We start from the raw sequence: 23,993 nt of genomic DNA, 5'->3' as shown, positions 1-23,993 counted from the left end.
GCGGGAGTCGACTATCCTGAGAGCTCCCAGTGTTATAACGCGCCACACAGGAGGTGTGCCATGCATGCGACTGAGCATTCGATCCGCTTGGAGCGGATCAGTCAGGAGTGCTTCATCCAGGCACCTGTCGATAGGGTCTACGCCTATGTGACCCAGCCCGACCGCTGGCACGAATGGCACCCCACCTCTCTCAATGCCGACACTGGCACCACCGGCTCAGTGCCGGTAGGTGCGCGTTTTACTGAAACCATTGATTTGCTGGGCATACGCGTCCCCATGAGTTACCGCGTGCAAATTGCCCGTTGCCCCAATGAGTTCAGGGCCGTGTTTACCTCATTGGCCGTGGACGGTGCTATCCATTATTTCCTGCAACCTCATCGTAACGGCACGCTGTTCAAGCGCGTACTGACGTATGAGACCGAGTTGCAGCTCGCAACCTTGCACGAACACATTGCCAAGCGGTCCGCCATCGCGCTGGATCAGCTCAAGTGCCGGCTGGAGAGCCCCTGCTTCGTATAATTTAGAAACACTACTGCGTCGCCCCGATGCGAAAAGCAGGGAGAATGCCCGATTTATTGCCGCGCTTTCAGTGAGACCCCCGATGAAAAACCCATTGCGACTGGCCATGCTCTCCTGCGTCCTGCTCTCCACTCTCGCCCAGGCCGCCGACCTGATCCCCATCGATGTGCACCGCGACGCCAACTGCGGCTGCTGCAAAAAGTGGATCAGCCACTTGGAGAGCAACGGTTTCAAGGTCACTGACCATGTCGAAACAGGCATGAGCGCAGTCAAGCAACGCCTGGGCGTCGCACCACGCCTGGATTCATGCCATACCGCAGTGATCGACGGCAAATTTGTCGAAGGCCATGTGCCCGCCGAGCAAGTGCTGGCCCTGCGCAAACGCAACGATCTGCTCGGCCTCGCCGCGCCGGGCATGCCCCTGGGCTCGCCAGGCATGGAAGTGGAAGGTCGCAGCGAGGCGTATCAAGTCATCGGCCTGACCCGTGACGGTAAAGACATAGTGGTGGCCGAATACCCAGCACACTGACCGGTGCTGATGGGTTACCTGGGGCTGTTCGCCGCGGCATTTGGCGCCGCCACGTTGCTGCCCTTGCAATCGGAAGCCGTGCTGGTCGGCCTGCTGCTCAGCGGGCATTACCACCTGTGGCTGCTGCTGGGCATCGCCACGTTGGGCAATGTGCTCGGTTCGCTGGTCAATTGGCTGCTGGGGCGCTCGGTGGAACGCTTCAAGGCGCGGCGTTGGTTTCCCATCAGCGCCAAGCAACTGGAAAAAGCTCGCAGGCATTACTCGCGTTGGGGGCATTGGACGTTATTGCTCAGTTGGATGCCCATAGTCGGCGATCCGCTGACCTTGGTGGCCGGGGTGATGCGTGAACCGCTGTGGCGTTTCTTACTGCTGGTCACCCTGGCCAAAGGCGTACGTTATGGGGTGCTCGCAGCGCTGACCCTGCAGTGGGTGTTAATCCCCAGTTAATCTCTTCCAAAGAGCATCCGGTCATCTCTCTTGGAGCTGGAACCCATGCCTTCAATCCGTGCGTTGTGCGTCGCTGGCCTGTTGTCAGGCGCTGCCGCTCCCGTGTTCGCTGCCACCTATGGCCCCGAGCTGCAAGGGTTTCAATACCCTTATCCGCTGGAGCATTTCACCTTCCAGTCCCAAGGCAAATCCCTGCAAATGGGCTACATGGACGTCCCCCCCAAAGGCATAGCCAACGGCCGCAGCGTGGTGCTGATGCACGGCAAGAACTTCTGCGGTGCCACCTGGGAAGGTTCGATAAAGGCGTTGAGCGACGCCGGTTACCGCGTGATCGCGCCGGACCAGATCGGCTTCTGCACTTCCAGCAAACCCGACCACTACCAGTACAGCTTCCAGCAACTGGCGACCAACACCCACCAATTGCTGGAAAAACTCGGCATCCAGAAGGCAACGGTGATCGGCCATTCCACCGGCGGCATGCTCGCCACGCGTTATGCACTGATGTACCCCAACCAAACCGAACAACTCGGGCTGGTGAACCCTATCGGCCTGGAAGACTGGAAGGCCCTGGGCGTGCCCTACCAGAGCGTCGACCAGTGGTATCAGCGCGAGCTGAACCTGAGCGCCGACGGCGTGCGCAAATATGAGCGCGACACCTATTACGTCGGACGCTGGAAACCCGAATACGAGCGCTGGGTGGATATGCTCGCCGGCCTGAACAAGGGCCCGGGGCACACCCAGGTCGCCTGGAACTCGGCGTTGATCTACGACATGATCTTCACCCAGCCGGTGTACTACGAATTCAAGGACTTGCAGGTGCCCACCTTGCTGCTGATCGGCACCAGCGACACCACCGCCATCGGCAAAGATGTCGCGCCGCCGGCAGTCAAGGCCAGGATTGGCAATTACCAAGTGCTGGGCAAGCAGGTGGCCAAGCTGATTCCCCACGCCACCCTCGTGGAATTCCCAGGCTTGGGCCATGCGCCACAGATGGAAGAGCCGGAGCAGTTTCATAAAGCGCTGTTGCAGGGTATGAAAACTCTTTGATCCAACCTTTGCGAGGCAAGCGTAAATGTCGGTACAGATTGCAGTGATGGATGATTGGCAGAATGTAGCCAGGGGCGTGGTGGATTGGTCGGTTCTGGACGCCGTGGGCCAAGTGCATTTTCTCCACGATTACCCCGCCGACACCGCCACGATGGTCGAGCGTTTGCAGCGCTTTGACGTGATTTGCCTGATGCGCGAACGCTCAACCTTCGACAAGGCGCTGCTGCAAGGTCTGCCGACGCTCAAATTGCTGGTGACCGGCGGCATGCGCAATGCGGCTATCGACATTCCCGCCGCCAAGGCCCTGGGTATTCAGGTGTGCGGCACCGACAGCTACAAACATGCGGCACCGGAACTGACTTGGGCGTTGATCATGGCTTCCACGCGCAATCTGCTTGCCGAAGCCAACTCGCTACGCGCAGGCGGCTGGCAGGTTGGCCTGGGCGGCGACCTGCATGGCAAAACCTTGGCAATCCTCGGCCTGGGCAGTATCGGCCAGAAGGTCGCCCGGTTCGGCCAGGTGTTCGGCATGCGGGTGATTGCCTGGAGTGAGAACCTCACGCCGCAGCGGGCGGCAGAATCTGGGGTCACCTGGGTCAGCAAGCGCGAACTGTTCGAGCAGGCCGATATCCTGAGCATTCATTTAGTGCTCAGTGAGCGCAGCCGTGGCTTGGTGGATACCCGGGCGTTGGGCTGGATGAAACCGACGGCGCGCCTGGTCAACACCGCACGCGGGCCGATTGTGGACGAGCAGGCGCTCGTGCAGGCGCTAAGCAGTGGCCGCCTGGCCGGAGCGGCGCTGGACGTATACGCCGAGGAACCGCTGCCGGCTGACCATCCGTTGCGTCGCTTGCCGAATGTGCTGGCGACGCCCCACATCGGGTATGTGAGCGAGCAGAATTATCGGCAGTTCTATCAGCAGATGATCGAGGATATCCAGGCCTGGGCCAGCGGCGTGCCTGTTCGGATACTCGGTTGACGCACCAGATCAGTGCGAGCGCCGTGCTGGGTCTGCCCCTTGCAGGAGCTAGCTTGCTCGCGGAAACCGTCATTGATTCAAGGTGTGCGCGGCGCTCTTGAGTGCTTCGCGAGCAAGCTCGCTCCTACAGTAGAGAGGAGGCTAATCGCCAGCAGCCTAAGCTTAAAAGATTTTTGTCCTACAAAATCCCGCTGAAAACCCTACAGGCGCTGGGATCTATCCTAGACTGAGGACCGATGGGTCCGTTCCAAAACAAAAACCCCGCAAAAAATCGAAACTTTCGAACTCTGCCGCAGGTCCAGTTTTAGGTAAGGACGAGCACACGCGACTCACGCCAAATGCCCGTCCATCCAATCTTTTTTAGCCTGAGCCGCAACTGGCATACGCCTTGCCAGCTTGTACAGCGCTTGTGTGCCTGGCCGCAGGATGCGGTCAATCGGAGCCAATGGCAGCGGGCCATTAGCCGACCAACAGATGGGAGTGCATTATGATCAGTGCCGCAGTAGATACTCAGGGAGAGCGTTTTAGTCAGCCGGCAGGGGGGCCTAAGTCTTTGGCCGACCTGCCCAACACTGTGCGGCCGATCGTGAGTCAGAACCCGAATCGAAAGAAAGTGTTGTTCGTCACCTCCGAATTCGCCGACCTGGTGAAAACCGGTGGCCTGGGCGACGTGTCCGCTGCCCTGCCCCGCGCCATGGCCCACCTGCACGATGTGCGGGTGCTGATCCCCGGTTACCCGCAGGTGATGGAAAGCGACAACCCGATTCACATTGTCGGTGAGCTGGGCGGCCACGCCGCGTTGCCACCCTGCAAGATCGGGCGCATGGACCTCAAGGACGGCTTGGTCATCTATGTGCTGATCTGCCCCGAGCTGTACGAGCGCGAAGGCACGCCCTACGGTGCCAATAATGGCCGCGACTGGCCGGACAACCATATTCGCTTCGCCCGCCTGGGCCTGGCCGCCGCCGATATGGCCGCCAACCTGGCGCAAATACACTGGTGCCCGGACTTGGTGCACGCCCACGACTGGCCCGCTGGCCTGGCCCCGGCGTATATGCACTGGCGTGGGTCACGCACGCCGACGTTGTTCACCATTCATAACCTGGCCTACCAGGGCGTGGTGAGCCTGGCGTCGACGCCCGAGCTGGGCATTCCGCCCCACGCCTTGCAACAGGAAGGTATGGAGTTCTACGGCAAGATGTCCTTTCTCAAGGCCGGCATGGCCTATTCCAGCCATATCACCACCGTGAGCGCCACCTACGCCCAGGAAATCACCACCCCGGAATTCGGCTGCGGGCTGGATGGGTTTCTCGCCAGCAAGACCCAGCAAGGTCTGCTCAGCGGGATTCCCAACGGCATCGACGAAAGCTGGGAAACCTCCACCGACACGCACCTGACCCACAACTTCAATATCGGCGACTGGGAAGGCAAGGCCAAAAACGCCGCCCATGTGCGCGAGCTGTTTGGGCTGCAGCCATCCAGTGGCCCGCTGTTCGCGGTGGTGTCGCGCCTGGTCTACCAGAAGGGCCTGGACCTGACCGAGGCGGTCGCCGATTTCATAGTCGAGAACGGCGGCCAAATCGCGATCATCGGCCGCGGCGAGCCGGAAGAAGAACATGCCATGCGCGAGTTGGCGTTGCGATTCCCGGGCCAGGTAGGCGTGCGCATCGGCTTCAACGAGACCGATGCTCGGCGCATGTTCGCCGGCAGCGACTTCCTGCTGATGCCGTCGCGCTATGAGCCGTGCGGTCTGAGCCAGATGTATGCACAGCGCTTCGGCTCGTTGCCGGTGGCACGTAACACCGGTGGCCTGGCGGACACCATTGAAAATGGCGTCACTGGTTTTCTGTTCAACGAGTCCACTGTGGACAGCTACAAGGAAGCCCTGAGCCGCGCCTTCAAGGTCTTTGCCCTGCCTGGCCTGCTTAACGCCATGCGCAGCTGCGCCATGACCCAACCCTTCAACTGGTGCCAGGCGGTAGAACCCTACGCCGAACTCTACGAACAACTGGTGGCCAAGGCCCTGGGGAAATCGACTAAATAATCATTGGGAGGGCTTCATAGATGCCACTACGGACTCTGGAAACCTGGCCCCACGGCGCAATCATGCTGGACGCGCAACACACGCGTTTTGCCCTGTGGGCGCCAGACGCGTTTTATGTCAGCGTTGAATTGGAACACGGGAAATCCATCGCCATGCTGCCCCAGGCAGATGGCTGGTTCGAATTAACAACAGCGTGCCCCGCCGGCACGCTCTACCGCTTCAACATCGATGGGGAAAAGGCGGTGCCCGACCCCGCGTCCAGGGCCCAGGCCGTGGATGTGCACGGTTGGAGCCGAGTGGTTGACCCGCAGGCCTATGAGTGGCGCCATAGTCAGTGGCAAGGCCGCCCCTGGCATACGGCGGTGATCTACGAACTGCACGTAGGCGCCATGGGCGGTTACGCCGAGGTGGAGAAGCACTTGCCGCGCCTGGCCGAGCTGGGCATCACCGCCATTGAACTGATGCCTCTGGCGCAATTTCCCGGCGAACGCAATTGGGGCTACGACGGCGTGCTGCCCTACGCGCCCCAAGCCTCATATGGCTCACCCGAGCAACTCAAGCACCTGATCGACAGCGCCCATGCCCACGGCCTCGCCGTGATCCTGGATGTGGTCTACAACCACTTCGGGCCCGACGGCAATTACCTGGGTCAGTACGCACAGGGGTTCTTCCAGGAAGACGTGCACACGCCCTGGGGCGCCGGCATCGATTTCGAACGCCGTGAAGTACGGGATTTCTTCCTCGATAACGCCTTGATGTGGTTGCTGGAATACCGCTTCGACGGCCTGCGCCTGGATGCGGTGCACGCCATCGATAATCCCGGTTTCCTGAAGGAACTTGCGCAGCGAGTGCGTCAGCGGGTCGACAGCGGGCGTCACGTCTGGCTGATGCTGGAAAACGAGCTGAACCAGGCCAGCCTGTTAAAGGAGGATTTCGACGCCCAATGGAATGATGACTTTCATAACGTGCTGCATGTACTGCTCACCGGCGAAACAGATGCCTATTACAGCGACTTTGCCGAACAGCCTACCGCCAAGTTGGCGCGCTGTCTGGGCGAAGGGTTTATCTACCAGGGCGATACCACCCGCCATGGTCATGCACGCGGCGAACCCAGTGCCGATCTTCCGCCCAGCGCCTTCGTGGCGTTCCTGCAGAACCACGACCAGGTCGGTAACCGCGCCCTGGGCGAACGCCTGCACCAGCTTTGCTCGCCCCAGGCGCTGAAAGCGGCGACCGCCCTGTTGTTGCTGTGCCCCATGATTCCGATGATCTTCATGGGCGATGAGGTCAACGCCACCGAACCCTTCCTGTTTTTCACCGACCATCACGGTGAACTGGCCGAGGCGGTGCGCGAAGGTCGGCGCAATGAGTTCGCTGATTTCGCCGCGTTTCACGACCCCGAACAACGCGAGCGCATCCCCGACCCCAACGCGTTGCCCACCTTCCTGCAATCGATGCCTTCATTTGTAGAAAACGACCATGCCCAGCTCTATCGTCACCTGCTGAGCCTGCGCCACCTGCATGTGGCGCCGCACTTGCCCGGCGCGATGGCCTTGGGCGCACAGGTGCTGGCCGAGGGCGCCGTCATGGCGCGTTGGCGCTTGGGCAACGGCAGCCTGTTGCAGATCGACCTGAACCTGGGCGAACAGCCCCTGGACCACCCAGCCCCTCGACACCTCATCTTCCAAACGCCGGCCGAGCAAGGTGCGCAGTTGCCACCCTACAGCGCCCGCGTATCCCTATTCCCTGCTGGAGAAGACTTTTGAGCGAAGCGAACCTGGAACTACTCGCCAGCCGTGCGGGCCTGGCCGTCGACTGGATCGATGCCAACGGTCGCCCGCAACATGTGCAAGCCGATGCCCTGCGTGCGGTTCTCAAAGGGCTGGGGCACCCGGCCGACACCGATGCCGAGATCGACGCCAGCCTGCGCGAGCTTGAGCAAGTACAACAAGACACCCACCTGCCGCCGTTGATGACTACCGACAGCGGTGAAGGCCTGGACCTGGCGCGCTACTTCGCAGCGGATACCCCGTGTCGCGTCAGCCTCGAAGGCGGTGAAACCCTGGAGCTGCGCCTTGACGGCGATGCCGTGTTGCCCGGTGTGATCGCCCTCGGCTACCACCAGGTACATATCGACGGGCAAACCTTCACCCTGGCCGTTGCTCCCGCCCACTGCTACAGCGTGGCCGACGCGGTGGACAGCCGCCCCGCCCGGGCCTGGGGTTTGAGCGCGCAACTGTATGCCCTGCGCCGCCTAGGCGATGGCGGCTTCGGCGACACCCTGGCCCTGGAGCATCTGGTGCGCGCGGCGGCCGAGCGCGGTGCCGAGGCGGTGGCGATCAGCCCGATGCACGCGATGTTCAGCGCCGACACCGAACGTTTCAGCCCTTATTCGCCGTCCAGCCGCTTGTTTCTCAACAGCCTGTATGCTTCGCCCGCGTGCATCCTGGGTGAACGTGAAGTGCGCAACGCCATCGAAGCCGCCGGGCTGACGGACGAACTGCACGCACTGGAGCAACTGCCCCTGATCGACTGGCCCGCCGCCGCCAAGGCCAAGCAACGCCTGTTGCGGACGCTGTATGAAGACTTCCGCCACGGCGCGCACCCGCAGCATGCCGACTTCCAGAGCTTCCGCCAGTGCGGCGGCGAAGCCCTGGAAAACCACTGCCGTTTCGAAGCCATACAAGCCCAGCGCTCCGCCGCCGGCGAAGACCTCGATTGGCGCCACTGGCCCGAAGCCTGGCGCACCCCGCAAAGCCCGGCCCTCGCGCAGTTCGCCGAGCAAAACCGCGATGAGATCGGTTACTTCGCCTTCACCCAATGGCTGATCGCCCGCAGCCTGGAGCGCGCACAACAAGCCGCCCGTGGCAGCGGCATGGGCATCGGCCTGATCGCCGACCTGGCGGTGGGCGCGGACGGCGGTGGCAGCCAGGCCTGGAGCCGCCAGGATGAGCTGCTGGCCGACCTGACCGTGGGTGCGCCGCCGGATATTCTTAACCGCGCGGGTCAGGGCTGGGGCATCTCGGCGTTTTCCCCTGAGGGCCTCAAGCGCCATGGCTATCGAGCCTTTATCGAGATGCTGCGGGCCAACTTTGCCCATGCCGGCGGCTTGCGTATCGATCATGTAATGGGCCTGCAGCGCCTGTGGGTCATTCCTCTGGGTGCTTCGCCCGATGAAGGTGCCTACCTGTATTACCCGGTGGACGACCTGCTGCGCCTGCTGGCCCTGGAATCCCACCGCCACCAGGCCATCGTCCTCGGTGAAGACCTCGGCACCGTGCCCGACGGCCTGCGCGAAAAGCTCAGCGCCCGCTCGATCCTGGGCATGCGGGTGCTGCTGTTCGAACAGAACCATGAAGGCCAATTCAAGCCGATCCTGGACTGGCCCGACAACGCCTTGGCCACCACCAGCACCCATGATTTACCCACCCTCAACGGTTGGTGGCACAGCCGCGATATCGAATGGAATATCCAACTCGGCCTGATCGACGCCCCGACCGTGGAGCAATGGAGCGAGCACCGCCTGAACGAACGCCAGGCGCTACGCCAGGCCTTGGGCCAGGACCCGCAGAACTTTGTCGATGAAATACGCAACGACACCGACCATATGATCGACGCCAGTGTGCGCTACCTGGGGCACACCCGCGCGCCACTGGTATTGCTGCCGCTGGAGGACGCGCTGGGCATCCAGGAGCAAGCCAACCTGCCCGGCACCCTCGATACCCACCCCAATTGGCGCCGTCGCCTGCCAGGCGAGGCCGCCAGCCTGCTCGACAATAATAGTGCTGCGCGCCGCCTCGAACTGCTGGCCGTGGCGCGCAACCAAGCTTATGAGCGTGACCGATGAAAGCACTGCCCCTGCGCGCAACCCAGCGCCTGCAATTTCATAAAGACTTTACCCTCGATGACGCGGTGCCGCTGGTGCCGTATTTCGCCCAGCTTGGCATCAGTCATCTGTATGCCTCACCGCTGCTGAGCGCCCGCGCCGGCTCCATGCATGGCTATGATGTGGTCGACCCCACCCGTGTCAACCCGGAACTGGGCGGCGAAGCGGCGCTGCGGCGCCTGGTCGCCGCCCTGCGCGAGCACGATATGGGCCTGATCCTCGATATCGTCTCCAACCATATGGCGGTGGGCGGTGCGGATAACCCCTGGTGGCTGGACCTGCTGGAGTGGGGCCGCTTGAGCCCGTACAGCGAATTCTTCGATATCCAGTGGCATTCGCCCGACCCCCTGCTCAAAGGCCAATTGCTCATGCCGTTCCTGGGCAGCGATTACGGTGAAGCCCTGCAGAGCGGTACGCTGACCCTCAAGTTCGACGCCGCTCACGGGGCCTTCTACGCCGAACACTACGAACATCGCTTTCCGATCTGCCCAAGGGACTATGCCTTGATCCTTGGCCACGACGAGGGGCTCAGGCCGCTGGCCGAGCGCTTTGCCGCCCTCGCCTATCAGGACGACGCCTACGCCGAAGCCGCCTGGCTCAAGCAAGCGCTGGCCGAACGCGCTACCGAAGTACTGCCGGCTATCGAACAGCGGCTGGCCGCCTTCGATGGTCGCCAGCCCGAGGGCTTCGAGCGCCTGCATCATCTGCTCGAACAACAGGCTTACCGCCTGGCCAGCTGGCGCACCGCCGCTGATGATATCAACTGGCGGCGCTTCTTCGACGTCAATGAGCTGGGCGGCTTGCGTGTAGAACGCACGGCGGTGTTCGAAGCCACCCACGGCAAGATTTTCGAGCTGATCAGCGAAGGCCTGGTGGATGGGTTGCGCATCGACCATATCGACGGCCTGGCCGACCCGCGGGGCTATTGCCGTAAGTTGCGTCGCCGCGTGGATGCTTTGTCGCCCCAGCGCCACTTGCCGATCTTCGTGGAAAAGATCCTCGGTGACGGGGAAACCCTGCGTGAAGACTGGCAGGTCGACGGCACCACCGGCTACGAATTCATGAACCAACTGTCATTGCTGCAACACCACCCAGACGGCTTTGCCCCGCTGGCCGAGTTGTGGACGCGGCACAGCGAACGCCCTTCGACGTTTATCGAAGAGGCCCGGCTGGCGCGCCAGCAGATCCTCAACGGCTCGTTGGGCGGCGACTTCGAAAGCGTGGCCCAGGCCCTGCTGCAAGTGGCCCGCGACGATGTGATGACCCGCGACCTGACCCTGGGCGCCATCCGCCGGGCCTTGCAGGAATTGATCGTGCATTTCCCGGTGTACCGCACCTACATCAGCGCCAGGGGCCGCAGTGCGGCCGACGACAAGATATTCCGGCAGGCCATGGACGGAGCGCGCAGCACCCTCAATGAAAGCGACTGGCCGGTGCTTGAACACCTGGAAAAATGGCTGGGTGGTCAGCCCTGGCGCAATCGCCCGGTGGGCCGTGAACGCAAGATCCTCAAGCATGCCTGCGTGCGCTTCCAGCAGCTGACTTCGCCCGCCGCCGCCAAGGCCGTGGAAGACACCGCGTTCTATCGCTCGGCAGTGCTGCTGTCGCGTAATGATGTGGGCTTCAGCACCGAACAGTTCAGTGCGCCGTTGGCGGACTTCCACGCCGCCAATCAACAGCGCCTGGAGGCCTTCCCGGACAACCTGCTGGCCACGGCCACCCACGACCATAAACGCGGCGAAGACACCCGCGCCCGCCTGGCGGTGCTCAGCGAGTGCGCGCCCTGGTATGCCGAACAGGTCGAGCACTGGCGCAGCCTGGCGGCGCCCTTGCGGGAAAATGCTGATAGCCCCTCGGCGGGTGATGAGCTGATTTTATATCAAGTGCTGCTCGGCAGCTGGCCGCTGGAGCACAACCCAGACTTGGAGGCCTACCAGCAACGCCTCTGGCAGTGGCAGCAAAAAGCCCTGCGCGAGGCCAAGTTGCAGAGCAGTTGGAGCGCCCCCAACGAGGCCTATGAACAAGGTGTCGAAGGTTTCCTCAAGCGCCTGTTACTCAGTGACGCCGGTGCGCCGTTGCGTAGTGCGCTGGACAGCGCCGCCCAGGCCATCGCACCCGCCGGTGCCCTGAACGGGCTGGCGCAAACCTTGCTTCATCTCACCGTGCCGGGCGTACCAGATGTGTATCAGGGCGATGAGTTCTGGGACTTCAGCCTGGTGGACCCGGACAACCGTCGCCCGGTGGATTTCGCTGCACGGCAACGTGCACTGGATACCCCCCCGGACATCGGCGAACTGTTGTTCAACTGGCGTGACGGGCGAATCAAACAGGCGTTGATCGCCCAGGTGTTGGGCTTGCGCAAAACCTGTCCCGAGCTGTTCCGCCACGGCAGCTACACCGCGCTGGAAGTGGTTGGCCAGCATGCCGAGCGGGTGGTCGCGTTCTACCGCCAACATCAAGGCCAACAGCTGCTGGTGGTGGTGCCGCGCTGGCCTTATCAACTGCTGGAAAACGGCATGTTTCCCCAGGTCAATGCGCCGGTTTGGGGCGACACGCGGGTTAAATTACCGTTCGCCGCCACAACACAAAACTGGAAGGGACTTTTTCAAACACGCGCAGTCACACCCAACAAGGAGCTGTTGATCAGCGCTGCCCTGGGGGATCTCCCGGTCAATGTCTTTATCAATCCTGATAATCAAGAAAGCTGAACATTTTCTGTGAGGAGTTTGTGATGAGTAAAGAAGAGGAACGCATCCGCGAATTGGCGCATCAGATCTGGGAGTCCGAAGGCAAGCCACACGGCGAGGATGCCCGCCACTGGGAGATGGCGCGCAAGCTGGCCGAAGCCGAAGCGCTGACCCCCAGCAAGCCCAAGCCAGCCGCCAAGCCGAAAACCGCGCCCAAGGCCGCCGCCAAGCCTAAGGCGGCGGCACCGGCTGCAGCAAAGCCTGCGGCGAAAAAACCGGCCGCGCCGAAAAAACCCAAACCGCCCGCGCCATGATCCCTTGGGCCTCCGTACTGGAGGCCCGTTTGCGTCCACGTGATTCGCTGAAGCACCGTCAGCACGGTTGCGCTCGGCCCGAAAAAAGACTTTTTGCAGGAGCAACTCAATGAGCAAACCCGATAAAGCTACAGCGACGCAGGAACATGAACCGTCGCGGATTCGTGAAGGTTTGCCCTTCCCCCTCGGTGCTACCTGGGATGGCCTGGGTGTCAACTTCGCACTGTTCTCGGCCAACGCCACCAAAGTCGAGCTGTGCCTGTTCGACGATGCCGGCGAGGTAGAGCTGGAGCGCATCGAACTGCCCGAGTACACCGACGAGATCTTCCACGGCTACCTGCCCGACGCCCATCCCGGGCTGATTTACGGCTACCGCGTGTATGGCGCTTATGACCCGGCCAATGGTCACCGTTTCAACCACAACAAACTGCTGATCGACCCCTACGCCAAACAGTTGGTGGGTGAGCTCAAGTGGTCCGAGGCGTTGTTTGGCTACACCATCGGCCACCCGGACGACGACCTCAGTTTCGATGAACGCGACAGCGCGCCCTTCGTGCCCAAGTGCAAGGTCATCGACCCGGCGCACACCTGGGGCAACGATCAACCGGTCCGGGTACCATGGGACCGTACGATCATCTATGAAACCCACCTGCGCGGCATCAGCATGCGCCACCCTTCGGTGGGCGAGTCGGTGCGCGGCACCTGCGCCGGCCTGATGGAAGACGACGTGCTCAAGCACATCCGCCAGCTGGGTATTTCCTCGGTCGAACTGCTGCCAGTGCACGCCTTCGTCAACGACCAGCATCTGCTGGAAAAAGGCATGACCAACTACTGGGGCTATAACAGCATTGCGTTCTTCGCCCCCGACCCGCGCTACTTGGCCAGCGGCAAGATTGCCGAGTTCAAGGAGATGGTCGCGCACCTGCATGAGCAGAAGCTGGAAGTGATTCTCGACGTGGTCTACAACCACACCGCCGAAGGCAACGAGCGCGGCCCGACCCTGTCCATGCGCGGCATCGACAACGCCTCCTACTACCGGCTGATGCCCGATGACAAGCGCTTCTACATCAATGATTCGGGCACCGGCAACACCCTGGATCTGAGCCACCCCTGTGTGCTGCAAATGGTCACCGACTCGCTGCGCTACTGGGCCACCGAAATGCATGTGGACGGTTTCCGCTTCGACCTGGCAACTATTCTGGGGCGCTACCGCGATGGCTTCGATGAGCGCCACAGTTTCCTCGTCGCTTGCCGCCAGGACCCGATACTGCGCCAGTTGAAACTGATCGCCGAACCCTGGGACTGCGGCCCCGGTGGCTATCAAGTGGGCAACTTCCCGCCAGGCTGGGTGGAATGGAACGACCGCTTCCGCGATACGGTGCGCGCGTTCTGGAAAGGCGACGACGGCCAACTGGCGGATTTCGCCGGGCGCATGACCGCTTCGGGCGAGATGTTCAATCATCGCGGACGCCGGCCCTACAGCTCGGTGAACTTCATCACCGCCCACGACGGTTTCACCTTGCACGACCTGGTCTCGTACAACGACAAGCACAACGAGGCCAACGACGAAAACAACCAGGACGGTAGCAACAACAACCTGTCTTGGAACCACGGCGTCGAAGGCCCCACCGACGATCCGGAAATCAACGAACTGCGCCTGCGCCAGATGCGCAATTTCTTCGCCACCCTGCTACTGGCCCAAGGCACGCCGATGATCGTCGCCGGGGACGAGTTTGCCCGTACCCAGCATGGCAATAACAACGCCTATTGCCAGGACAGTGAGATCGGCTGGGTCAATTGGGACCTGGACGACGACGGCAAGGCCCTGCTCAAGTTCGTCAAGCGCCTGATCAAGCTGCGCCTGGCGTATCCGATCCTGCGCCGTGGGCGCTTCCTGGTCGGCGACTACAACGAAGATATCGGCGTGAAGGACGTCACCTGGTTGGCGCCGGATGGCAACGAGATGACCACCGAGCAATGGGAAGACAGCCAGGGCCGCTGCCTGGGCATGCTGATGGATGGCCGCGCCCAGGAGACCGGGATTCGACGTGCCGGTGCGGACGCGACCTTGCTGCTGGTGGTCAATGCCCATCACGACATGGTCAATTTCCGCCTGCCGCCGGTGCCAGAGGGTGAGTTCTGGACCTGCATGCTCGACACCAACGACCCGGCGGTACGCGGTCAGGAGCGCTTTGATTTCGAGCATGAATACGCGGTAACCGGCCGCTCGCTGCTGTTGTTTGAACTGCAACGCGAAGGCGAGGTGTAAGATGGCGTTGCACGGTTTCCTTCAGGGTTACCGCGGTTATGCGGATACGCAGGCCCTGGGTGACGCACTGAAGGCACTCCAAGAGGAAGGTCTGGATCAACTGCCGCTGCCCGGCAGTGGCCAGACCCTGGCCCGCTTCAGCGGGCTGGCGCAGGTGGCGGGGCATGATTTGCGCTTGTGCAAGTTGTTCGAAGGCCATACCGATGCGTTGGCGATCATTGCCGAACTCGACAGCCCGCTGCCGCCGCTGGGCAGTACATGGGGCATGTGGGCATCTGAGCCGCCGACCGCCAAAGTGCGGGTGCGACACGCTGGCCAGCGGCTCGTGGTAGATGGGCGCAAGGCGTGGTGCTCCGGCGCGGCGGTGGTCAGCCATGGCTTGCTGACCGCCTGGGACGAAGAGGATCGCCAGCAGCTGGTGGCGGTGGCAATGGATCAACCTGGCGTGACGGTCACCGATGAAGGGTGGAGTGCCGTGGGCATGGCGGCCACGGGCAGCGTCGAAGTGCTGTTCCACGAGGCCCGGGGCGTTGCGGTCGGCGGCCCGGGCGATTACCTGTCCCGTCCAGGTTTCTGGCACGGCGGGATCGGCATTGCCGCATGTTGGTACGGCGCCGCGCAGCGCCTGGGTGAAGTGTTGCGCGCCCACTGTGCCCAGCGCCCCGAGCCCCATGCCCTGGCCCATCTCGGCGCCGTCGACAGCGCCCTCAACAGTGCCGCTTGCGTGCTACGCGCCAGCGCCGAGCAGATCGACCGCGAGCCGAGCGCGGATGCCCGGCAACTGGCGCAACAGGCACGGGCCTGTATCGAGGACACCGTCGAACAAGTCATGCATCACGTTGGTCGTGGCGTCGGTGCGGGGCCTTATTGCAAGGACCCGCACTTTGCCCAGTTGATGGCGGACTTGCCGGTGTATGTGCGGCAAAGCCATGCCGAGCGCGACCTTGCCGCCCTGGGCGAACAGGTTGCCGGCGACCCCTTAGGGAGGTGGCAGTTATGAAGCCCAATCCGATTGTCGGTCAGGGTACATCGCTCAATCACTGGCAAACCTCGACGCGGCTGGCCGAGTTGCCGCACATCAGCGTCGCGCAGTTGGTACCCGAGGGGCATCGCGCGGTGATCATCGCCCCGCATCCGGACGATGAAGTGCTCGGCAGTGGTGGCTTGCTGCAAGGTCTTGCGCTGCTGGGCCGGCCCATCCAGTTGATCTCCGTGACCGACGGCAGTGCCAGTCATCCCGGCTCCCGGCGTTGGCCGGTGGAGCGCCTGAGCGTAGTGCGCCCCCAGGAGTCGGCCCAAGCCCTGCATCGCCTCGGCTTGCCGCTGCACAGTTTGAAATGGCTGCGCGCCGGGTTTGCCGACAGCAAAGTGGCCGAGCGCGAAGCCCAGCTCTGCGAGTTTATCCAGCGCCACCTAAAACCCACCGACGTGGTGTTCGCCACCTGGCGCGAAGACGGCCATTGCGACCATGAAGCCGTAGGCCGCGCCAGCGCCAAAGCGGCCCAGGCCGTTGGCGCAACCTTGTATGAACTGCCGGTGTGGACTTGGCACTGGGCCACGGCTGAAGACGACATGGTGCCTTGGCATCGGGCGCGCAAAATCCCGTTGACCATCGAGGCCGTGGCGCGCAAACGCCATGCGATCCACGCCTTCGCCAGCCAGCTGGAAGGCGATCCGCAAATCGGCCTGCCGCCGGTACTGGCGCCCTATGTGGTGGAGCGCTTGCTGCAACCTTTTGAAGTGGTGTTCGTATGAGTGTGGCAACCCCCTACTTCGACCAACTGTTTGCCGGCAACGATGACCCCTGGGCCTTTCGTCAGCGCTGGTACGAACAACGCAAGCGCGCCCTGACACTGGCCGTGCTGACCCGGTCGCATTACGTCTCGATCTTTGAACCTGGCTGTGCCAACGGCGAATTGAGCGCTGAACTGGCGAGTCGTTGCGATCGCCTGGTGTGCTGCGACGCGACCCAGGCGGCGGTGCTGCTGGCACAAACGCGGCTGGCAGATTTCCCCCACGCTCTGGTGGAACAGCGTCGCCTGCCCGGGCAATGGCCCGCCGGCGAGTTTGAGCTGATCGTACTGAGTGAGCTGTGTTATTACCTGGATGCCGATGACTTGCATCGCCTGATCGACTGCGCCCTCGCCGCCTTGACCGCTGACGGTCAGTTGCTGGCCTGTCATTGGCGCCCGCCCATCGAGGGTTGCCCGCAAACCGCCGAACAGGTGCACGCCCTGCTCCAGCAGCGGCTGGGTATGCCGCCCCTGGCGCAGTACCATGACCAGGATTTCCTGCTCGACCTGTGGAGCCGTGAGGGTACCTCGGTCGCACACCACGAGGGTTTGCGATGATCGGTATTCTGATCCCGGTGCATAACGAAGAAGCGCTGCTGGGCGACTGCCTGAGGGCTGCGCAGATCGCTGCCAACCATCCCGGCCTGCTGGGGGAAGCGGTGCAGATCCTGGTGGTACTCGACAGCTGCACCGACGGCAGCGCTGCGATCGCCCAGGCGCATCGGGTGCACAGCCTGCCGGTGCATGCGCGCAATGTGGGGCAAGCCCGAGGCGACGGCGCACGGCATTTATTAAACCTGGGCGCACGCTGGATTTCCTGCACCGACGCCGACAGCCGCGTGGCCCCTGACTGGCTGGTGGCGCAACTGGCCCTGGGCTGCGATGCCGTGTGTGGCACGGTGACGGTGGATGCCTGGAGCGAAGGCTTCGACTCGGCGGCACAGATTCGTTATCACCAGGCTTACCAGGCCCGCGATGGGCATCGGCACATCCATGGCGCCAACCTGGGAGTGAGCGCCAGCGCCTACGTGCAGGCCGGTGGGTTCGAGCCGCTGGCCTGCCATGAAGATGTGCAACTGGTGCGCGAGCTGGAACGTTGCGGCGCCTCGATTGCCTGGAGCCATGCACCTCAAGTGGTGACCAGTGCGCGCCTGGACTGTCGCGCCCAGGGCGGGTTCGGCGACTACTTGAAAAGTCTGATGCAGGTTTCGTAAAAAAACGACACGCCAACGTGTAAAAGCGCCAGATCCTTGTCTATGCTCATAACGCCTTGCACGGCACGCCAGGATTGGCGTGCCGTGCACTCACCCCAGCGGAGCCTGGGGTAAAAACAAGAGCGTCGTCCCGTCAACGGGGTACGACCCAGCATTGACCGACAAGGATATGTCACCCCATGAAGCCTGCCTCCCTAAGCGAAGCCCGTCGCGGCCCCGCGCAAATCTGGAACAGTGCGCCGCAGCTGGCACAGGTTCCCGTCATCGCACTCACCAGCCTGGTGCCGCCCGGCGCACGCGTCGTGGTCATCGCCCCGCACCCGGGCGATGAAGTACTGGCCTGCGGTGGTTTGCTGCAACTGCTCAGTACCCGCGAACACCCCTTGCAATTGATCTCCATCACCGATGGCAGCGCCAGCCACCCCGGCTCCCACGTGTGGCCGGCCAGCCGCTTGAGCGTGGTGCGCCCCCAGGAAAGCGCCGAAGCGTTGCGTCGACTGGGCATGCCGTTGCACAGCCTGAAATGGATCCGCGGCGGGTTTCGCGATGACGCGCTGGCCGCCCACGAACAGGCGATGAGCCAGTTCATCGCGCGCTACCTGCAACCGGGTGACAGGGTATTTACCACGTGGTGCCGCGACGGTAATGACGATCACGATGCCGTCGGCCGCGCCAGCGCCAAGGCCTGCAGCCTGGTGGGGGCCAGGCTGTATGAACTGCCGGTCTGGGCCTGGCACTGGCCGGCACGGGAGGCTTCGATGATCCCCTGGCAGCGCGCACGCAAGGTACGCCTGGATACCTGGAGCGTGGCGCGCAAGCTGCACGCGACCCATGCCTATGCCAGCCAATTGGTCGGCGATCCGCAGATCGGTTTACCGCCCAAGCTTGCCCAAGTGTTGCTCGAGCGTATACGCGAACCCTACGAGATCGTATTTGCCTAGACGTCGGCTCGTCTATACCTGTTATTTCTTACAGTAGCAGCCGATCAAATCTACGGCTAAGGTGCAAAAAGTCCTGCACAGGTTAAGGTGCAGTCGAGAAAGCCATGCCAACCCTTTGCATTGGCCGGTGTTTTCAGATGCAGGTAACCCGTAGTCCCTGATCCGTATCGAGTTCGTCGTTGCCATGGTTTTGAACCGCGCCTGGTATCCCAGGTGCCGGGACATCAATGTGCTCAAGCGAGGGCCGACCATGCGCACACGGATCACTTCTCTGTTGTACTCAGGCATTGCCTCAGCGATTGTACTGGCGGCCTGGCCGCTGGCCTCGTATGGGGCGTGTACCATCAACAACACGGCGGGCAGCGACACCTCCAGCTGCGACAGCGCCACCGCGCCGGGCTTTAGCGATAACGGCGGTGATAACACCCTCGAAATCACCGCAACCGGCAGAGTGAGCGGAAATGTGGTGTACGGAGGCGGCAATGATCTGGTCGATGTGAACGGCCCAAGCGCCGGGATCGATGGCAGCCTCGACCAAGGCGACGGCAACAATATTTTCCGGCTCAACCTGGGCAGTATCACCGGGTCGGTCAGCCAGGGCTCGGGCGCCGATATCGCGCAGATTTCCGGGGGCCAGGCAGGTAAAGTCACCCAGGGGTCAGGCATCGACCATTTTGCCATGAGCGGCGGCACCATCGCCTCGCTGGAACAGGGCGACGGGCTGGACGTGTTCTTCATGAGCGGCGGTACGATCACCGGGGCTTTCGAGGACGGCGACGAGGCGACAATGACCGAAGGCATCATCGGCCGGGTCAACATGAAACTCGATGACAACCGGTTCGATATGTCTGGCGGTACGATCATCGGCAATCTGGTGACTGGCTTCGGCAGGGACACTGTCCTGATCTGGGGTAAGGCGTTGGTCGGCGGCAATATCAGTGTCAGTGGCGGTGACGATCAGATAATCATCTCCGGTGGTACCGTCAACGGGCAGTTGTTACTCAGCTTTGGCAATGATGACTTGGTCTGGTCCGGCGGCAACCTGCATTCCTCAGTGCTGATGGGGGAAGGCGACGATACCGCATTGCTTCAGGGGCTGGTGGCTGCGCAGGTGGCGGCGGCGCAATTATTGGATGGGGGCCTGGGCACCGACACCCTGACCCTGGACAACACCAAGGTCGGTGACCCTGCCCTCTTCACCCAGTGGGAAAGCATCCGCCTGGACAACGGCTCGCAAATGACCCTGGGCGGGGCGTTGAAGCTGGGGGACAGCGAAACCGGTACCGGCACCTTGTCCATAGATGGCAGCAGTGCGCTGCTGGTCGGCACGGGCAGCGTCGACCCGTTCACCGCTGGCCAGCGGGTCAATGTGATCAACAGCGGCACCCTCGACATGACCACCGGCAGCTCCACCGCCAGCGACACCTTGACCATCAACGGCAATTACAACGGCAACGGTGGGCGTCTGGCGTTGCAAACCGTGCTGGGGGCAGACAACTCGGCCAGCGACAAACTGGTGGTCAGCAACGGCACGCTGCAAGGCAACACCCAACTGCTGGTCACCAACCTTGGCGGCGCTGGCGCCGCGACGTTGCAGGACGGCATCCAGGTGGTGCAAGCGCTCAATGGCGCGAGCGGGACAGGTACGGCCTTTACCCTGGGCAATACGGTCACCGCCGGGGCGTTTGACTACTACCTGTTCAAAGGTGGGGTCACCACCGGAACCGAGCAGAATTACTACCTGCGCTCCACAGTTCCGGTCACGCCGCTGCCCGAACCCGGGGAGCCGGTCACGCCCTTGCCGGAACCGGTAGTTGAAACCCCACCACTGCCATCTAACCCCACCGACAAGGAGATCCCGATCTACCGTCCCGAAGTGCCGCTGTACGCTGCGCTGTTTCCCGCCGCCGAGCAAATCGTGCAAGGCATGCTCGGTACTTATCACGAGCGCATGGGCGATCAGAGCCGCCAGCAACATACCGGTATCATGCCGGCGGGTTGGGGCCGGGTCTACGGCAACAGCAGCCGCCAGAGTTACGCCGGTACGGTCAGCCCGACCCTGGACGGTTCGCTGACAGGCTTTCAAGTGGGCACCGATGTGTTCGCCAGCCACCTGGACAACGGCCTGCTGCAGCGCCTCGGGTTCTTCGTCGGTCATAGCCGCCTCAAGGGCAATGTGAAAGGCTTCAACGGCGGCTGGGAGGACAAGGACGCCGGCAAGACCACATTGCGCGGCGATAGCCTGGGGGCCTACTGGACGCTGATCGGCGCCAACCAGGCTTACCTCGACCTGGTGCTGATGGGTACTCGCTTTGATGGCAACACCGAGTCGGACCGTGGCGTGAAGATGAAAACCCGCGGGCATAACGTCACCGCCTCCGCCGAAGTCGGCTGGCCGCTGGCGCTGAGCGCCGACTGGGTCGTGGAGCCCCAGGCGCAGTTGATCGTCGGCAAAACCAAGCTGGATAGCCAGAATGATGGAATTTCAGACGTTTCCTATGACGCCGATACCAACGTCACCACGCGCCTGGGCGTGCGCCTGCGCGGCGATTACAAGGTCAATGGCATGCCGCTGCAGCCCTATGTGAGGGCCAATGTCTGGCACGCCAGCGCCGGGGACAATAGCGTTTTTTTCAACCATGAGACCCGTATCGACACCGAGCAGAAATCCACCACTGTGGATGTCAGCCTTGGGGCTACCCTGGAAGTTGCACAGGGTGTGAGCCTGTATGGTGAGGTCGGCACCGAAAAGAATCTGGACAGCAATATGCTCCGCGGCCGCCAAGGCACGTTCGGTCTGAGAATGGCGTTCTGAGGCGATCTTTGTACCGCAGTGTGTACGAGAGCCACTGCGGTACATAACCCTCACACAACTATTTTTACCAAGTTGGCCCCCTGAACGCATGAAAACTGCAGAACGGTGCCCCGTCGGAGAAGTCCGGCGGGCATCAAATAATGGCTAAACGCCTGCCCGCAACCTATGGAAAATTTCGTTAACTAATTCTTCCCCAAGGCTTTTTCCTACGGATTCAATCTGCCACACTGATGAGAATAATTATCAACAGATTTATTATTCGCCACGGATGGCCTCTGGGGAGCCCTATAACAATGTTTGTGCAACAACGCGGCGGCAACGTTTTTTCACCCAGCTTGATGGCAATTGCTATCTGCCTGGCAACCTCGCACGCGGCCCTGGCCGCCGATGCCGAAGCACCGGCCACCATTGAACTGGGCGCCACCGAGGTCTCCGGCCAACAGCTGGGCCAAACGACCGAGGGCACCGTGTCGTATACCACCGGCTCCATGAGCACCGCGACCAAGCTGCCCCTGACGATGCGTGAAACCCCGCAGGCCGTGACCGTGATCACGCGCCAGCGCATGGATGACCAGGCGATGACCAGCATCAACGATGTGGTCAACGCCACGCCCGGGTTGTTCCTGAACTACTCCAACGGCCCTGGCCGCCAAGCCTTTACCGCCCGCGGTTTCGACATCGACAACCTCATGTATGACGGTATCCCCAGCGGCTATAACGGCGCGTCGGTAGGCGCGCAGCCGAACCTGGCGATGTTCGATCGCGTCGAGGTAGTGCGCGGTGCCACCGGGCTGGTGACCGGCGCGGGCAACCCTTCGGCGGCCATCAACCTGATCCGCAAACGGCCGCTGTATGAGCAGAAACTCACCCTGACCGGCGCCGCCGGCAGCTGGGACGACTACCGCGGCGAGCTGGATGCCTCCAGCCCACTCAACGACAGTGGTACCTGGCGCGGCCGGGTCGTGACCTCCTACCGCGACGCCAACAGCTTCATCGATAACGCCGAGCAGGATCACGGCCTGTTCTATGCGGTGACCGAAGCCGACCTGAGCGAAGACACCAGCCTGACCCTCGGTTTCTCGAACCAGAAGGACAAGACTAACTACTTCTGGGGCTCGTCGATGATCGGCCAGGATGGTCACCACCTGAACCTGTCGCGCTCCTACAACCCGGGCACCGACTGGGAGAACAAAGACCAGGAAATCAACACGGTATTCGCCGAGCTGCGCCAACGCCTGGCCAATGACTGGAACCTGCAGGTCAACGCCAATTATTCCGAACAGGATGCATTGTTTTCCGGCTCTTACCAGTCGCGCTGGACCAACAACACTCTGGCCCGCACGGTGTACCAGGCCACTTATGATGAAAACCAGGCGGGTCTCGACGCCTTTGCCAGCGGCCCGTTCCAGGCATTCGGGCGCACCCACGAACTGGTGGTGGGCGCCAGCAAGCGCATCTACGACATGACCACCCGCAACTACAGCCCGTACGACATGAACTGGCCGCTCAATGCCGGCAAGCCGAATTTCGTCCACACCAACAACGAGCGCGACGTCACCACCCAGGATGGTTTCTACCTGACCACGCGCCTGAGCCTGGCCGACCCGCTCAAGCTGATCCTCGGCGGGCGCCTGGACTGGTACGACTATGACAACCGCGATGGCGACGGCGATTACAAGGTCACTCGCAACCTCACCCGCTACGCCGGTCTGATCTACGAGCTGGACGACCAGCACTCGGTGTATGTCAGCTACAGCGATATCTTCACGCCGCAGAAGGAAAAGAACACCAGCGCGACCCCGCTCAAGCCGATTGTCGGCAAGAACTATGAAGTGGGTATCAAGGGCGAATACCTAGGTGGTGCGCTGAATGCGAGCCTGGCGGTGTTTCGCGTCGACCAGGAAAACCGCGGCGTACAGATCGTTGTGCCGGATTGCCCGCAGGCGTCCTGCTACCAGGCCTCGGGCGAAATCCGCAGCCAGGGCATCGACTTCGAACTGCAAGGCGCCTTGACTGAGAACTGGCAGGTCGGCGGTGGTTATACCTACGCGCGCACCCACACCATCAAGGACGCCGCCAACCCGCAGAAGGTCAACAAGCAGTTCGACACCGACACCCCGGAGCATCTGTTTAAGCTGACCACCCGCTATAACTTCCAGGGCCCGCTGGAAAAACTTCGCGTGGGCGGCAACATTTCCTGGCAGAGCCGCATGTACAACGACATCGCACTGGCAGATGGCAGCCAATACCGGCTCAAGCAAGGCGGCTATGCCGTCACCGACCTGATGGCCGGCTACCGGGTCAACCAGCACCTGGACCTGCAGCTCAACGCCAACAACATCTTCGACCGCAAGTACTACCAGGCCATTGCCAACTCTGCGAGCTATGGCGGTGATTCCTATGGCGCTCCGCGCAACATGATGCTGACCGCCAAGTACAGCTTCTAAAGCGCCCATGCCGCCACGGCTGCCTGTTCGGGCAGCCGTTCTAAAGTCCGCAATAGGCCTGC

Annotated in this window: 18 protein-coding genes; all 18 read left to right on the top strand. The window is 62.2% G+C overall.

Annotated elements, in window-relative coordinates; genetic code table 11:
* Positions 1–60: 60 nt before the first annotated feature.
* The 18 genes from QZR30_RS08105 (at position 61) to QZR30_RS08020 (ending at position 23,931) form a co-directional block, all read left to right on the top strand.
* Positions 61–519 (top strand): SRPBCC family protein, encoded by a 459-nt coding sequence (locus tag QZR30_RS08105; protein ID WP_046068292.1) that lies wholly within the window; start codon positions 61–63, stop codon positions 517–519.
* Positions 520–601: 82 nt separating this feature from the next.
* Complete coding sequence (locus QZR30_RS08100; protein WP_311903159.1) at positions 602–1,048, top strand: DUF411 domain-containing protein; 447 nt, start codon at positions 602–604, stop codon at positions 1,046–1,048.
* Positions 1,049–1,051: 3 nt separating this feature from the next.
* The gene (locus QZR30_RS08095) at positions 1,052–1,495 is read left to right on the top strand and encodes a YqaA family protein (protein WP_046068294.1); all 444 of its coding nucleotides are present in this window, start codon (positions 1,052–1,054) and stop codon (positions 1,493–1,495) included.
* 45 nt (positions 1,496–1,540) lie between these two features.
* Positions 1,541–2,542 (top strand): alpha/beta fold hydrolase, encoded by a 1,002-nt coding sequence (locus QZR30_RS08090; protein ID WP_059398211.1) that lies wholly within the window; start codon positions 1,541–1,543, stop codon positions 2,540–2,542.
* A 25-nt stretch (positions 2,543–2,567) separates the two neighbouring features.
* Positions 2,568–3,521: a D-2-hydroxyacid dehydrogenase family protein gene (locus QZR30_RS08085; RefSeq protein ID WP_046068296.1), complete on the top strand. Its 954-nt coding sequence runs from the start codon at positions 2,568–2,570 to the stop codon at positions 3,519–3,521.
* A gap of 487 nt (positions 3,522–4,008) precedes the next feature.
* A complete protein-coding gene (gene glgA, locus QZR30_RS08080) occupies positions 4,009–5,565 on the top strand; it encodes a glycogen synthase GlgA (RefSeq protein WP_082363299.1) in 1,557 nt (518 codons plus the stop codon).
* Positions 5,566–5,585: 20 nt separating this feature from the next.
* Positions 5,586–7,331, top strand: coding sequence for a malto-oligosyltrehalose trehalohydrolase (treZ, locus tag QZR30_RS08075; protein ID WP_311903158.1), 1,746 nt, complete (start codon positions 5,586–5,588; stop codon positions 7,329–7,331).
* Positions 7,328–9,412, top strand: a complete 2,085-nt coding sequence (malQ, locus tag QZR30_RS08070) for a 4-alpha-glucanotransferase (RefSeq protein ID WP_311903157.1) — start codon at positions 7,328–7,330, stop codon at positions 9,410–9,412. The genes treZ and malQ overlap by 4 nt, the downstream gene beginning before the upstream one ends.
* Complete coding sequence (locus QZR30_RS08065; protein ID WP_311903156.1) at positions 9,409–12,159, top strand: malto-oligosyltrehalose synthase; 2,751 nt, start codon at positions 9,409–9,411, stop codon at positions 12,157–12,159. The genes malQ and QZR30_RS08065 overlap by 4 nt, the downstream gene beginning before the upstream one ends.
* Positions 12,160–12,182: 23 nt before the next feature.
* Positions 12,183–12,452 carry a DUF2934 domain-containing protein gene (locus tag QZR30_RS08060; protein WP_046068301.1) on the top strand — a complete coding sequence of 90 codons (270 nt, stop codon included), beginning with the start codon at positions 12,183–12,185 and terminating at the stop codon, positions 12,450–12,452.
* A 109-nt stretch (positions 12,453–12,561) separates the two neighbouring features.
* A complete protein-coding gene (glgX, locus tag QZR30_RS08055) occupies positions 12,562–14,721 on the top strand; it encodes a glycogen debranching protein GlgX (protein WP_046068302.1) in 2,160 nt (719 codons plus the stop codon).
* Between the two features lies 1 nt (position 14,722).
* On the top strand, positions 14,723–15,721 hold the full coding sequence (locus tag QZR30_RS08050; protein WP_311903155.1) for an acyl-CoA dehydrogenase family protein: 999 nt from the start codon (positions 14,723–14,725) through the stop codon (positions 15,719–15,721).
* Positions 15,718–16,476, top strand: coding sequence for a PIG-L deacetylase family protein (locus tag QZR30_RS08045; protein ID WP_046068304.1), 759 nt, complete (start codon positions 15,718–15,720; stop codon positions 16,474–16,476). The genes QZR30_RS08050 and QZR30_RS08045 overlap by 4 nt, the downstream gene beginning before the upstream one ends.
* Complete coding sequence (locus QZR30_RS08040; RefSeq protein ID WP_046068305.1) at positions 16,473–17,072, top strand: SAM-dependent methyltransferase; 600 nt, start codon at positions 16,473–16,475, stop codon at positions 17,070–17,072. The genes QZR30_RS08045 and QZR30_RS08040 overlap by 4 nt, the downstream gene beginning before the upstream one ends.
* Positions 17,069–17,728, top strand: a complete 660-nt coding sequence (locus tag QZR30_RS08035) for a glycosyltransferase (RefSeq protein WP_311903154.1) — start codon at positions 17,069–17,071, stop codon at positions 17,726–17,728. The genes QZR30_RS08040 and QZR30_RS08035 overlap by 4 nt, the downstream gene beginning before the upstream one ends.
* Before the next feature lie 179 nt (positions 17,729–17,907).
* Positions 17,908–18,669, top strand: a complete 762-nt coding sequence (locus QZR30_RS08030; protein WP_046068307.1) for a PIG-L deacetylase family protein — start codon at positions 17,908–17,910, stop codon at positions 18,667–18,669.
* Positions 18,670–18,919: 250 nt separating this feature from the next.
* The gene (locus QZR30_RS08025; protein ID WP_046068308.1) at positions 18,920–21,484 is read left to right on the top strand and encodes an autotransporter family protein; all 2,565 of its coding nucleotides are present in this window, start codon (positions 18,920–18,922) and stop codon (positions 21,482–21,484) included.
* 293 nt (positions 21,485–21,777) lie between these two features.
* Positions 21,778–23,931, top strand: coding sequence for a TonB-dependent siderophore receptor (locus QZR30_RS08020; RefSeq protein ID WP_311903153.1), 2,154 nt, complete (start codon positions 21,778–21,780; stop codon positions 23,929–23,931).
* Positions 23,932–23,993 lie beyond the last annotated feature (62 nt).

It is taken from the genome of Pseudomonas sp. rhizo25, assembly GCF_031931935.1.
Classification (GTDB): Bacteria; Pseudomonadota; Gammaproteobacteria; order Pseudomonadales; family Pseudomonadaceae; genus Aquipseudomonas; species Aquipseudomonas synxantha.
This window is presented reverse-complemented; position numbering and strand designations above follow the sequence as displayed.

Coding starts and splice junctions, on each gene's coding strand:
- QZR30_RS08020 (WP_311903153.1), top strand. CDS start 21,778: ATGTTTGTGCAACAACGCGGCGGCAACGTTTTTTCACCCAGCTTGATG.
- QZR30_RS08065 (WP_311903156.1), top strand. CDS start 9,409: ATGAAAGCACTGCCCCTGCGCGCAACCCAGCGCCTGCAATTTCATAAA.
- treZ (WP_311903158.1), top strand. CDS start 5,586: ATGCCACTACGGACTCTGGAAACCTGGCCCCACGGCGCAATCATGCTG.
- QZR30_RS08040 (WP_046068305.1), top strand. CDS start 16,473: ATGAGTGTGGCAACCCCCTACTTCGACCAACTGTTTGCCGGCAACGAT.
- QZR30_RS08035 (WP_311903154.1), top strand. CDS start 17,069: ATGATCGGTATTCTGATCCCGGTGCATAACGAAGAAGCGCTGCTGGGC.
- QZR30_RS08025 (WP_046068308.1), top strand. CDS start 18,920: ATGCGCACACGGATCACTTCTCTGTTGTACTCAGGCATTGCCTCAGCG.
- QZR30_RS08050 (WP_311903155.1), top strand. CDS start 14,723: ATGGCGTTGCACGGTTTCCTTCAGGGTTACCGCGGTTATGCGGATACG.
- QZR30_RS08085 (WP_046068296.1), top strand. CDS start 2,568: ATGTCGGTACAGATTGCAGTGATGGATGATTGGCAGAATGTAGCCAGG.
- QZR30_RS08090 (WP_059398211.1), top strand. CDS start 1,541: ATGCCTTCAATCCGTGCGTTGTGCGTCGCTGGCCTGTTGTCAGGCGCT.
- QZR30_RS08105 (WP_046068292.1), top strand. CDS start 61: ATGCATGCGACTGAGCATTCGATCCGCTTGGAGCGGATCAGTCAGGAG.
- QZR30_RS08030 (WP_046068307.1), top strand. CDS start 17,908: ATGAAGCCTGCCTCCCTAAGCGAAGCCCGTCGCGGCCCCGCGCAAATC.
- glgX (WP_046068302.1), top strand. CDS start 12,562: ATGAGCAAACCCGATAAAGCTACAGCGACGCAGGAACATGAACCGTCG.
- QZR30_RS08060 (WP_046068301.1), top strand. CDS start 12,183: ATGAGTAAAGAAGAGGAACGCATCCGCGAATTGGCGCATCAGATCTGG.
- QZR30_RS08100 (WP_311903159.1), top strand. CDS start 602: ATGAAAAACCCATTGCGACTGGCCATGCTCTCCTGCGTCCTGCTCTCC.
- glgA (WP_082363299.1), top strand. CDS start 4,009: ATGATCAGTGCCGCAGTAGATACTCAGGGAGAGCGTTTTAGTCAGCCG.
- QZR30_RS08045 (WP_046068304.1), top strand. CDS start 15,718: ATGAAGCCCAATCCGATTGTCGGTCAGGGTACATCGCTCAATCACTGG.